General features: G+C 73.7%; 10 protein-coding genes. 7 read left to right on the forward strand and 3 right to left on the reverse strand.

Features of this window, described 5'->3' with window-relative positions:
• The first annotated feature begins 192 nt into the window (after positions 1-192).
• From ilvA to E1265_RS25595, 4 genes are all read left to right on the forward strand, one after another.
• Positions 193-1,410, forward strand: a complete 1,218-nt coding sequence (gene ilvA, locus E1265_RS25580) for a threonine ammonia-lyase (protein ID WP_132933367.1) — start codon at positions 193-195, stop codon at positions 1,408-1,410.
• Positions 1,411-1,571: 161 nt separating this feature from the next.
• On the forward strand, positions 1,572-2,594 hold the full coding sequence (locus tag E1265_RS25585) for an ATP-binding cassette domain-containing protein (RefSeq protein ID WP_132933368.1): 1,023 nt from the start codon (positions 1,572-1,574) through the stop codon (positions 2,592-2,594).
• On the forward strand, positions 2,591-3,460 hold the full coding sequence (locus E1265_RS25590; RefSeq protein WP_132933369.1) for an ABC transporter permease: 870 nt from the start codon (positions 2,591-2,593) through the stop codon (positions 3,458-3,460). The genes E1265_RS25585 and E1265_RS25590 overlap by 4 nt, the downstream gene beginning before the upstream one ends.
• Positions 3,461-3,614: 154 nt before the next feature.
• Entirely contained in the window at positions 3,615-6,920 is a 3,306-nt protein-coding gene (locus E1265_RS25595) for a tetratricopeptide repeat protein (protein ID WP_132933370.1), read from the forward strand.
• Between the two features lie 14 nt (positions 6,921-6,934).
• On the opposite strand, the gene E1265_RS25600 is transcribed toward E1265_RS25595, so the two are convergent.
• Positions 6,935-7,189, reverse strand: a complete 255-nt coding sequence (locus E1265_RS25600) for a hypothetical protein (RefSeq protein WP_132933371.1) — start codon at positions 7,187-7,189, stop codon at positions 6,935-6,937.
• A 4-nt stretch (positions 7,190-7,193) separates the two neighbouring features.
• Positions 7,194-8,066 carry a mycothiol conjugate amidase Mca gene (gene mca / locus E1265_RS25605; protein ID WP_132933372.1) on the reverse strand — a complete coding sequence of 291 codons (873 nt, stop codon included), beginning with the start codon at positions 8,064-8,066 and terminating at the stop codon, positions 7,194-7,196.
• A gap of 139 nt (positions 8,067-8,205) precedes the next feature.
• Here mca and E1265_RS25610 point away from each other — a divergent pair, with 139 nt between their 5' ends.
• From E1265_RS25610 to E1265_RS25620, 3 genes are all read left to right on the forward strand, one after another.
• Positions 8,206-8,622 (forward strand): DUF4307 domain-containing protein, encoded by a 417-nt coding sequence (locus E1265_RS25610; protein ID WP_132933373.1) that lies wholly within the window; start codon positions 8,206-8,208, stop codon positions 8,620-8,622.
• Positions 8,623-8,783: 161 nt separating this feature from the next.
• Positions 8,784-9,284 carry a transcription elongation factor GreA gene (greA, locus tag E1265_RS25615; protein WP_132933374.1) on the forward strand — a complete coding sequence of 167 codons (501 nt, stop codon included), beginning with the start codon at positions 8,784-8,786 and terminating at the stop codon, positions 9,282-9,284.
• 92 nt (positions 9,285-9,376) lie between these two features.
• Entirely contained in the window at positions 9,377-11,365 is a 1,989-nt protein-coding gene (locus E1265_RS25620) for a thioredoxin domain-containing protein (protein WP_132933375.1), read from the forward strand.
• Here E1265_RS25620 and E1265_RS25625 read toward each other — a convergent pair.
• A partial coding sequence (locus E1265_RS25625) for a LuxR C-terminal-related transcriptional regulator (protein WP_132933376.1) occupies positions 11,362-11,569 on the reverse strand: 208 nt, incomplete at its 5' end. The two genes, E1265_RS25620 and E1265_RS25625, sit on opposite strands and share 4 nt — an antisense overlap.

Below are 11,569 nucleotides of genomic sequence, written 5' to 3' on the forward strand. Positions count from 1 at the left end.
GGGTTCAGGAGTCATGTCCGGGTCTGTCGTCGGGGCGCGGCGGCCGCGGGGGGTGGCTCGCTGACTGCGCATCAGCGTACGCCGCCGCACTGACACCGGGGCGCGGGATCCGCGATCCACCCGGGCGCGGCGCGCCGGGTCCCCACGGGTCCCCACGGGGCCCGAGCGGCGCTCGCCTGCCAGACTGGCGGCATGGCTGAGAACCACCGGCCCCGGCTGGACGACGTGCTGGCCGCGCAGAAGACGTTGGCCGGGATCGCCCGGGTCACGGCGATGGAGGGCAGCCGGTATCTGAGCCGGCTGGTCGGCGCGCCCGTCCACCTCAAGTGCGAGAATTTGCAGCGCACCGGCTCGTTCAAGATCCGCGGCGCCTACACCAGGATCGCCGGCCTGAGCGAGTCGGAGCGCGCCCGCGGCGTGGTCGCCGCGAGCGCCGGCAACCACGCCCAGGGCGTGGCGCTCGCCGCCTCGCTGCTCGGGGTGCGCTCGACCGTGTTCATGCCGGTCGGCGCCCCGCTGCCGAAGATCGCCGCGACCCGCGAGTACGGCGCCGAGGTGCGGCAGCACGGGACGGTGGTGGACGAGACGCTGGCGGCGGCCAGGGAGTACGCGGAGCGCACCGGCGCCGTGCTGATCCACCCCTTCGACCACGAGGACGTGGTGGCGGGCCAGGGCACGGTGGGGCTCGAGATCCTGGAGCAGTGCCCCGAGGTGCGCACCATCGTGCTCGGGATGGGCGGCGGCGGGCTCGCGGCCGGGGTGGCGCTCGCCGTGAAGTCGCTGCGGCCGGACGTGCGGATCGTCGGGGTGCAGGCGGCGGGATCCGCCGCCTACCCGCCCTCGCTCGCCGCCGGGCACCCGGTGGCGCTGCCCGAGGTGGCCACCATGGCGGACGGCATGAAGGTGGGGCGCCCCGGGGACGTGCCGTTCCGGATCATCGCCGACCTGTTGGACGAGGTCCGCACCGTCTCCGAGGACTCGCTCTCCGGCGCGCTGTTGCTCTGCCTGGAGCGGGCCAAGCTCGTGGTGGAGCCGGCCGGGGCCAGCCCGGTGGCGGCGCTGCTCGCCGAGCCCGAGGCGTTCGCCGGCGGTCCCGTGGTGGCGGTGCTCTCCGGCGGTAACGTGGACCCGCTGGTGCTGCAGCGGACGTTGCGGCACGGCATGGCGGCAGCCGGGCGCTACCTGTCGCTGCGGCTGCGGGTGCCCGACCGCCCCGGGGCGCTGGCGGCGCTGCTCGGGGAGCTCTCGGTGACCGACGCCAACGTGATCGCGGTCAACCACGTCCGCACGGATCCCCGGCTCGGGGTGGGCGAGGCCGAGGTGGAGCTGCAACTGGAGACGCGGGGGCCGCGGCACTGCGAGGAGGTCACCGAGGCGCTGCGGGCCGCGGGGTACGGCGTCCTGGGCTGAACCGCCGAACTCCCCGGCCGGGCCGATGGATCGGCGAATCGCGACACGACAGGTGTTCGATACGAAAGTGGGTATCGCGATGTATCGCGAGTGCCCTAGACTGGCGTCCCCGCGCTCTGCGGGCCACCCTGAACCTGCCGATCCGAAACGGGAGAAGAACCATGCCAGGTGCCATATACGCCGAGGGTCTGGTGAAGACCTTCGGCGATGTCAGGGCACTGGACGGCGTCGACATCGACGTGCCCGAGGGCACCGTCCTCGGCCTCCTCGGGCCGAACGGCGCGGGCAAGACCACCACCGTGCGCGTGCTCACCACCCTGATCAGGCCCGACTCGGGCCGGGCCGAGGTGGCCGGGATCGACGTCCTCGCCCACCCCAACGAGGTGCGCCGCTCCATCGGCCTCTCCGGCCAGTTCGCCGCGGTGGACGAGTACCTGACCGGCCGGGAGAACCTGCGGATGGTCGGCCAGCTCTACCAGCTGTCCGCGAAGGACGCCAAGCGCCGGGCGGACGAGCTGCTCGAGCGGTTCAACCTGGCCGACGCCGCCGACCGCACCACCAAGACGTACTCGGGCGGCATGCGCCGCCGCCTCGACCTGGCGGCGGCCCTGGTCGTCAGCCCGCCCGTGATGTTCATGGACGAGCCGACCACCGGCCTCGACCCGCGCAACCGGCAGGCGCTGTGGGAGGTCATCGAGGAGCTGGTCGCCGGCGGCACCACGCTGCTGCTCACCACCCAGTACCTGGAGGAGGCCGACCACCTCGCCGACACCATCGCCGTCGTCGACCAGGGCCGGGTCATCGCCCGCGGCACCTCGGACCAGCTCAAGGACCAGACCGGCGGAGACGTGGTCGAGCTCGTCGTCCACGACCGCGAGCACTTAGCGGCGGCCGAGGACGTCCTGCGCCGCCTGGGGGACGGCGAACCCTCGCTGGTCGAGCACACCCGCAAGCTGAGCGTGCCGGCCTCCGGCGGGGCCAAGCTGCTCGCCGAGGTCATCCGCGACCTCGACGGGCGGGGCATCGAGATCGACGACATCGGGCTGCGCCGTCCCACCCTGGACGACGTGTTCATATCGCTCACCGGCCACGCGGCCGAGGGGCCGGAGAGCGGCGCCGACGGCCGGACCGGCGGCGCTGGCGCGGGCGCGGGCGCGGCGAAGAAGCAGGGGGACCACCGATGAGCACCACCGTCCAGAAGCCCGTGTCGGCGCCCGGCTCGCACGCCGGGGACCGGATCTCGTTCGGCCAGAGCCTGCGGGACTCCCTGGTCGTCGCCAAGCGGAACCTGCTGCGGATGCTGCGGATCCCCGAGGTGGTCGTCTTCGGCATCATCCAGCCGGTCATGTTCGTGGTGCTGTTCGCCTACGTCTTCGGCGGCTCGATCAACATCCCGGGCGCCGGCACCGACGTCACCGCCTACCGTGAGTTCCTGATGGGCGGCATCTTCGCCCAGACCGTCACCTTCGCCGTCGCGGGCTCCAGCGCCGGCATCGCGGAGGACATGCAGAAGGGCATCGTCGACCGCTTCCGCTCGCTGCCCATGGCCCGCGGCGCCGTCCTCACCGGGCGCACCTTCGCGGACGTCGTGCAGACGGCCGTGGTGCTGCTCGTGCTGGCCGTCGTCGCCTTCCTGGTCGGCTGGCGGATCCACGACGGCGTGCTCGGCGCGCTCGCGGCCTTCGGCCTGCTGCTGCTGTTCGGCTACGCCTTCACCTGGATCGGCGCGCTGATAGGACTCTCGGTCCGCTCGCCCGAGGCCGCCACCTCCGGTGGCCTGGTCTGGCTGTTCCCGCTGACCTTCATCTCGATCGCCTTCGTGCCCTCGGAGAACATGCCGGGCTGGCTCCAGCCGGTCGCCGAGTGGAACCCGTTCAGCGCCGTCGTGCTGGCGGTCCGCGACCTCTTCGGGAACCTGCCGGCCGGCTACCAGGCGCCCGACGCCTGGCCGATGCAGCACCCGGTGCTGGCCACGCTGATCTCCTCGGTGGTCATCATCGCCCTCTTCCGCACCCTCGCGGTCCGCAAGTACAAGCGGGCCGCCGGCTGAGCCGACCGGCCCCGCGGTCTCTTCCCCTCCCGGCCTCCGATCTGTCACGATTCGCCCGGCACGCAAAATCTCGACGTCAAGATGGCGTGCGAGTTGGGCAGGCGTGCAGTCGGTCCCTCATGTCTTGAGGAGTGGACCGGGAGGGGGAGGAGCGATGGCTACACACGTCGTGGCGCCGCTCAGCGAGCGGCACCGGGCGGAGATCGACGGCCTGATCGAGCGGGCGGTGGCGGAGGAGGTACGCCGTTCCGAGGGGCGGGTCGACGGACCACAGTTGCTCCAGCGCGCCCGCGCCGCGTTGGACGAGATACTGCGGCCCGCGCAGGAGGAGTACGCGGCGTATCTCCGCGCGGAGACCGAGCACGCGCCGAGCCGGCTGGCCGACCGGTTCGGGCGCCGTGCCGTCGCGGGTCCGGCGGCCGCGGCCGCCGGCGCCGCCGTCGCCGCGCTGCTGCTGATCGGCAGCATCGACGACTCGGCCGCCACCGCGTTCGCCGACGCCGCCATCGTGGCCGCGGCCGCGCTGGCCGGCTTCTGCGCGCAGGCCGTGCTCGCCCACCTGCTGTCGGCCGAGCGGCACGCCGGCAGCCGCAACCAGCCGGGCGGCGTCGAGCAGCTGCGGCTCGCCTGGCGCAACGCGGTCGAGGTGCGCGGCCTCCGCCCGTACCTGGAGCAGCAGCGCGCCGTGGCCCCGCGCCGCGAGCCGCTGGGCACCGAGCAGCGCGAGCCGCGCCGCGTCAGCCAGCAGCGCCCCAGGGACCGCGGCGGCGCCGCCCGCACCAGAGCCGTGCTCACCCGCTCCTTCGACCGCTTGCCGGAGCCGGGACACCCGTTCATCGGCCGCCGCAGCCAGCTCACGCAGATCACCCAGTGGGTCAACCGTGACCGGGCCCGCACCGACACCCGGCCCACCGTCGTCGTGCTGCACGGCCCCTCGGGCTCGGGCCGCACCATGCTGGCCCGCTGGGTGGCGCAGGAGACCCGGGAGCTGTTCCGCGGCGCCTGCCTGGTCGACCTGCGCGGCCAGAGCGAGGACCCGCTCACCACCAGGGACGCCCTGCTCCACCTGCTGAACCGGCTCGGCGCCCCGCGCGAGCAGCTCCTCTTCCGCGACGGCGCCGCGAGCGGCGCGGACGCCGCCCACCCGCGCCGCCTGATGGAGCGCTACCAGCAGCACCTGGCCGACCTGCCCGTGGTATTGATCCTGGACGACGCCACGGACCCCGAGCAGGTGCGCACCCTCATCCCCGAGCGCTCCGACTCGCTGGTGCTGGTCACCGCCACCGAGCCGCTGCGCGTCGAGCCCGACTTCCCCGCCTCCGTCCACCACCTGGAGCTCGGCCCGCTCGACCAGGCCGCCGCCGAGGAGCTGCTGCGCGCCTCCGTCGCCGACGGCGGCAGCATCGCCGCCGACCACGAGCCCTACGACGAGCCCTACGACGAGGTCGGCTGGCGCCGCGTCGTCGAGCAGTGCGAGGGCCGCCCGCTGCTGCTGCGGATGGTCGGCGCCGCGCTCGACGGGCGTTCCCCGGCCCGGCTCGCCGACGACCTCGCCGCGCACCCGGGGGACGCGGCCGAGCGCGCCCTGCGGCTGCGCTACACCGACCAGGACGAGACCGCGCGCCGGCTGCTGCGCCGGCTCGCGCTCGTCGGCCGCGCCAGCCTCGGCGCCCGCGCCGCCGCCGCGCTCCTCGACGTCCGCGAGCAGGAGGGCGCCCGCCGCCTCGAGGAGCTGACCGCCGCGGGACTGCTGCGCCACGTCCGCGGCAACCGCTACCGGCTGCACGACCTGGTGCGCCGCTTCGCCCGCGCCCGGCTGCACGAGGAGGAGACCGACGAGGACCGCTCGGCCGCCCAGGAGCGGCTGATCCGCAGCTACGCCGACCTCGCCGACACCGTGATCCGCCTCGTCGACGGCAAGACGTCGACCCGCGCGGCCACCCACGCCGACGCGCTGCCGGCCGCCGCCGGCGGCCACGGCTTCACCTCGCTCGACGCGGCCCTGCGCTGGCTCGACGACGAGACCAGCTTCATCACCGCCACCCTCCGCCACGCCGACGAGCGCGTCGACCGCGACGCCGTCCAGCACCTGCTCGGCGCCCTCTGCGACTACTGCCTGCTGCGCGGCGACCTCTACCGCCTCGGCGAGCTCAACGAGCTGACCCAGGCCGTCAACCAGGGCCTGCTCACCCGCTCCGTCCAGTGGCGCACCGGCGTCGCGGCCCGGCAGCTCGGCGACCTCGACAAGGCCCGCTCCACCCTGACCGACGTGGTCACCCTCTACCAGCAGGCCCATCACGACGCCGGCACCGCCCGCGCCCTGCGCGACCTGGGCATCACCCTCCAGCACCAGGGCCAGCTGCGCCAGGCCGGCGAGAAGCTGCGCGAGGCCCTCGACCTCCAGACCGGCGCCGGCCTCGACGGCGACCGCGCCTGGACACTGCACGCGCTCGCCGCCGTGGAGCGCGAATGCGGCCGCATCGGCGCGGCCCGCGCCATGCTGGCCGAGGCACTCCGCCTCCACCAGCGCAGCGGCAGCGTGCACGGCGAGGCCTGGACCCGCTTCCAGCTGGGCCAGACGCTGCTGTGCGGCGGCGACATCGCCGGCGGCGAGCGCGAGCTCCGGCTCTCCCTCGACCTCTACGAGCGCTCACGGGACGTGCGCGGCGTCGCCTGGGCACAGACCGAGCTCGGCCTGGCCCGCGTCTTCGACGGCGATCCGACGGCCGCCGAGGAGCAGCTGCGCGCCGCGCTCGCCAGGCACCGCGACACCGAGGACGCGCGCGGCGAGGCGTGGACCCTGTACAACCTGGGCCAGGCACTCGAGGAGAGCGGCGACCTGGCCGGCGCCGTGCGCACCCTGGAGCAGGCCCGCACCGCGTTCTCCCGGATGCGGGACGTCTACGGCCTGGCCTGCTCCCGCCACCACTCGGCGCGGGTCACCAGGGACATGCGGGCCGAGGCCACGGGATCGCTGCGCAACAGCGGCTTCGCCCGCCAGCTGCTCAACGACGCGCGGCGCGACTTCCAGCGTGCCGGGGTGGTCTACGGAGAGGCGTGGACCTGCCTCGAGCTGGCGGTGATCGAGGCGGGGAACGAGCGCCTCGGCCAGGCCCTCGAGCTGACGGACGAGGCGCTGCGGCTGTTCACGTCAGGGTACGGCGAGGGCCGGGCCGACCGGCGCGGCGTCGACTGGGCCGCGTTCCTGCGCTGCACCCTGCTGCCGCTCGTCTCGCCCGGCGGCTCCGAGGTCGGCGAGGCGGTGGCGCAGGAGGAGCTGGTCGAGCTGCTGCGCGCCGAGCACCCGCGGCGCGACCCGAGGCTGACGGACGCCGCGCACAGCTTCGCGCTGATGCTCGCACGCGGCCTCGGACCAGAGGACGGCTGGCCGGCCTGGCGGCTCGGCATGGTGCCGAGGCGGGCCGCCCGCGACGTGTTCGGGGTCCTCGACGGGGCCTGAGACCGGCGGAGCGGCTACGCCGAGGAGGAGCCGGAGGCGGCGGACGCCGCCTTCTCCGGCTCGCCCGCGCCCTCGCCCGTGCCCTCAATCTCGTCCTTGGTCTCGTCCTTGACGGAGATCCGGCCCAGGTGCCTGCTCATGGACTTCAGCAGGACCCAGACCGCGACGCCGAGCACCGCGAACACGATGAAGCCCAGCACGCCGGGCGTGACCGTGTACTCGTTGAGCCTCTGGGCCGCGAGGGAAAGCCGATCACTCATGTCGTCCATGGCCTCAATTCTGGCGGATGCCCGCGAAGAGGTCCGACTCGGGGAGCGCGGTATCGACCCGGGACTTCGCCAGCTCGTAGTCCTCGGTCGGCCAGACCTCCTGCTGGATGTCCATCGGCACCCGGAACCAGCCGCCGTCCGGGTCGATCTGGGTGGCGTGCGCGATGAGCGCCTTGTCCCTCGTCGGGAAGTACTCCGCGCACGGCACCCGGGTGGTCAGCGACCGCTCGGGACGGTCGAACTCGTCCCAGCGCTCAAGCCACTCGCCGTAGGGCGACTCGAGCCCGCGGGCGAGCAGCGCCTCGTGCAGCGCGACGGTGCGCGGCCGGTTGAAGCCCTGGTTGTAGTAGAGCTTCAGCGGCTGCCAGGGCTCGCCGGCCGCCGGGAAGCGCTCCGGGTCCCCGGCCGCCTCGAACGCGACCATGGAGATCTTGTGGGTCATGATGTGGTCAGGGTGCGGGTAGCCGCCGTTCTCGTCGTAGGTGGTCATCACGTGCGGCCGGAACTCCCGCACGAGCCTGACCAGGCGCTCGGCCGCCACGTCGATCTCCTGGAGGGCGAAGCAGCCCTCGGGCAGCGGCGGCAGCGGGTCGCCCTCCGGCAGCCCGGAGTCCACGAAGCCGAGCCACTCCTGGCGCACCCCGAGGATCTCGCGCGCCTCGGCCATCTCCTTGGCGCGCACCTCGTGGATGTTCGCCTCGATGTACGGGTCGCCCTGCAACTTCGGGTTGAGGATCGAGCCGCGCTCGCCGCCGGTGCAGGTCACGACCAGCACGTCCACGCCCTCGGCCACGTATTTCGCCATGGTTGCCGCGCCCTTGCTGGACTCGTCGTCCGGATGGGCGTGCACGGCCATGAGTCGCAGCTGCTCTGTCAAGGCTCGTCCTCAGTCACTCGGGTGGGTCGTCCGGGGCTTCTCCCGGGCTTCTATAGTGACTGATGGACCAGGGGTCGTTGTTCCCGATTTTCGCGCCATGACCTCATCCACGTCGCGCCACGAGTCCCGGAGGTCGAAGATGGCTGACACCCGCACCGGGCTCCCCGCCGGCCGCTACGGCCGTTCCTCCGACGACGCCCGCACCGACCGCCGCCTGATGGTCGTCGGCGGGGTGCTCGGCGCCCTGCTGCTGGCCTTCGTCGCGTGGGCCGGGTACTCGTACGTCGCGGGCGAGAAGGTCAGCTACGAGCTCACCGGCTTCGAGGTCGTCTCGGACGAGCGGATCGACGTGAACCTCGCCCTGCGCAAGCCGGCGGACCTGGTGGCGGTGTGCACCGTCCACGCCCAGGCCGAGGACGGCCGCGTGGTGGGCCGCGCGGACTTCACCTTCGACGAGAACGAGTCGAGCCTGCACCGCTCCGTTAGTCTGAGGACTACGCAGCGTGCGACCGCCGCCGAGCTGATGAGCTGTTCGGAGGCCCAGGGCGCCCGGTAGGCAACCCTGGGTTTCGTGCGCGGCAGCGGAGGGTAATCCTTCCGCACATCGACCAGCGTTGTTAAAGTCGACAGTTCGATCGATGTTTCCGCCCGCCCAGGAGCGTAGCCGTCCGGGTCGGGCCTTGTTTTTATCCCCATCGCACATCCCGAGGAGCACCTGTGACGCAGACCAGCGACACTGTCACCTGGCTGACCCAGGAGGCGTATGACCAGCTCAAGGCCGAGCTGGATCATCTGTCGGGTCCCGCCCGCATCGAGATCGCGAAGAAGATCGAGCAGGCACGCGAAGAGGGCGACCTCAAGGAGAACGCCGGCTACCACGCCGCCAAGGAGGAGCAGGGCAAGCAGGAGGCCCGGGTCAGGCAGCTCACCCAGCTCCTGGAGAACGCGCAGGTAGGCGCCGCGCCGGCGGACAACGGCGTCGTGTCGCCCGGCATGGTCGTCACCATCGCCTTCGACGGCGACGAGTCCGACACGATGACGTTCCTGCTCGCCTCGCGCGAGTTCGCGACCTCCGACATCGAGACCTACTCGCCGCAGTCGCCGCTCGGCGCCGGCGTGCTGGGCAAGAAGGCCGGCGAGGACGCCGAGTACGAGCTGCCCAACGGCAAGAAGGCCATGGTCCGGGTCCTGGAGGCCAAGCCCTACCAGGCCGCCTGAGCTCGGCGGGCGCCCTCCGACCGCGCCGCCGCCGCCTCCCTCCCGTCTCGCCCGTCCTGCGGCGCCCCCGGCGCCCGGTGCAGGATGGAACCATGGCCAATCGACTCGCCGCCGAGACCTCGCCCTACCTCCTCCAGCACGCCGACAACCCCGTCGCGTGGTGGCCCTGGACGCCGGAGGCGTTCGACGAGGCGCGGCGGCGGGACGTCCCGGTGCTGCTCAGCGTCGGGTACGCGAGCTGCCACTGGTGTCACGTCATGGCGCGGGAGAGCTTCGAGGACGCGGCCGTCGCCGAGTTCCTGAACGAGCGCTTCGTCCCGGTGAAGGTGGACCGGGAGGAGCGTCCGGACGTCGACTCCGTCTACATGGACGCGGTGCAGGCCGCCACCGGACAGGGCGGCTGGCCGATGACCGTGTTCATGACCGCCGAGGGTGAGCCGTTCTACTTCGGCACCTACTTCCCGCCCGAGCCGCGCGGCGGCCTGCCCTCCTTCCGGCAGCTGCTGGAAGGCGTCGACACGGCCTGGCGGGAGCGCAGGGGCGAGGTCGCGCAGGTGGCGACGCGGATCGCGACCGACCTGGCCGGTCGCGAGCTGCCGTACGAGGCGCCCGCGCCGCCCACCGCCGAGGACCTGGCGGTGGCGGTCAGCGGCCTCGACCGGGAGTTCGACGAGGAGCGCGGCGGCTTCGGCGGCGCGCCCAAGTTCCCGCCGCCGATGGTCCTCGAGTTCCTGCTGCGGCACCACGCGCGCACCGGCGCGCCCGAGGCGCTGCGGATCGTCGAGCGCACCTGCGAGGCGATGGCCAGGGGCGGCATCTACGACCAGCTCGGCGGCGGCTTCGCGCGCTACGCGGTCGACGCGGAGTGGGTGCTGCCGCACTTCGAGAAGATGTTGTACGACAACGCGCTGCTGGCGCGGCTCTACACGCACCTGTGGCGCGGCACGCGCTCGCCGTTCGCCCGTCGGATCGCGCTGGAGACCGCCGAGTTCCTGGTGCGCGAGCTGCGCACCCCGGAGGGCGGCTTCGCCTCCGCGCTCGACGCGGACAGCGAGGTGGCGGGCGGGCGGCACGAGGAGGGTGCCTACTACGTCTGGACGCCGGAGCAGCTGGCCGAGGCGTTGGGCGGCGAGCCGTCCGGATACGAGCTGAGCGAGGCCGGCACGCTGCTGCTGCGGGCCGGCGAGCCGCCGGCCGAGCAGCGGGCCAGGCTGCTCGCGGCGCGGGATGCGCGAGCCAGGCCGGAGCGGGACGGAAAGGTGATCGCCGCCTGGAACGGCCTGGCCATCGCGGCGCTCGCCGAGGCGGGCGGCTGCTTCGAGCGGCCCGATCTGGTGGCCGCCGCGCGGGACGCCGCCGAGCTGCTGGCGCGGGTGCACCTGGACGGCGCGGGCCGGCTGGCGCGCACCTCGCTCGACGGGCGGGCCGGGCCGAGCGCCGGCGTCCTGGAGGACTACGGGGACGTGGCCGAGGGCTTCCTCACCCTCTACGGGGTGACCGGGCAGCGCGCCTGGCTCGACCGCGCCGGCACGCTGCTCGAGACGGTGCTGACGCGCTTCGCGCGCCCCGACGGCGCGCTCTACGACACGGCGGACGACGCGGAGACCCTGATCAGGCGCCCCCAGGATCCGACCGACGGCGCCGCCCCGGCCGGCTGGACGGCGGCGGCCGGCGCGCTGCTCTCCTACGCCGCCTACACCGGGAGCGACCGGCACCGCCGGGCCGCTGACCTGGCGCTCGGCATCGTCGCCGTGCTCGCGCCGCGGGCGCCCCGGTTCATCGGCTGGGGCCTCGCCGTCGCCGAGGCGGCGCTCGACGGCCCCCGTCAGGTCGCCGTCGTCGGCGCGCCGGGGGACGCGGCCACGGCCGCGCTCCACCACACCGCGCTGACCGCGCCGGCGCCCGGTGCGGTGGTCGCGCTCGGCGCGCCGGACGCGCCCGACGGCGCGCCGCTCCTCGCCGACCGCCCCCTCCACGATGGCCGGCCCACCGCCTACGTCTGCCGCGGCTTCACCTGCGACCTCCCCACGACCGATCCTGCGACCCTCGCGGCGCAGCTCACCGGGCCGGGCAGGGGCTAGGTGCCAGGGCGCGCGCCGACCAGGCCCGTCTCGTAGGCGATGATCACCAGCTGGACCCGGTCGCGGGCGTCGAGCTTGGCGAGGAGCCGGGTGACGTAGGTCTTGGCCGTGGCGGCGCTGATGGAGAGCCGTTCGGCGATCTCCGCGTTGGTGAGCCCGGCGCCGACCAGCGTCAGCACCTCCCGCTCCCGGTCGGTGATGCCG

It is taken from the genome of Streptomyces sp. 8K308 (assembly GCF_004348315.1).
GTDB lineage: Bacteria > Actinomycetota > Actinomycetes > Streptomycetales > Streptomycetaceae > Streptomyces.

What these genes read in the sequence shown, in the direction of transcription:
- ilvA (WP_132933367.1), top strand. Translation starts at nt 193, where the DNA reads ATGGCTGAGAACCACCGGCCCCGGCTGGACGACGTGCTGGCCGCGCAG.
- E1265_RS25585 (WP_132933368.1), top strand. Translation starts at nt 1,572, where the DNA reads ATGCCAGGTGCCATATACGCCGAGGGTCTGGTGAAGACCTTCGGCGAT.
- E1265_RS25590 (WP_132933369.1), top strand. Translation starts at nt 2,591, where the DNA reads ATGAGCACCACCGTCCAGAAGCCCGTGTCGGCGCCCGGCTCGCACGCC.
- E1265_RS25595 (WP_132933370.1), top strand. Translation starts at nt 3,615, where the DNA reads ATGGCTACACACGTCGTGGCGCCGCTCAGCGAGCGGCACCGGGCGGAG.
- E1265_RS25600 (WP_132933371.1), bottom strand. Translation starts at nt 7,189, where the DNA reads ATGGACGACATGAGTGATCGGCTTTCCCTCGCGGCCCAGAGGCTCAAC.
- E1265_RS25610 (WP_132933373.1), top strand. Translation starts at nt 8,206, where the DNA reads ATGGCTGACACCCGCACCGGGCTCCCCGCCGGCCGCTACGGCCGTTCC.
- E1265_RS25620 (WP_132933375.1), top strand. Translation starts at nt 9,377, where the DNA reads ATGGCCAATCGACTCGCCGCCGAGACCTCGCCCTACCTCCTCCAGCAC.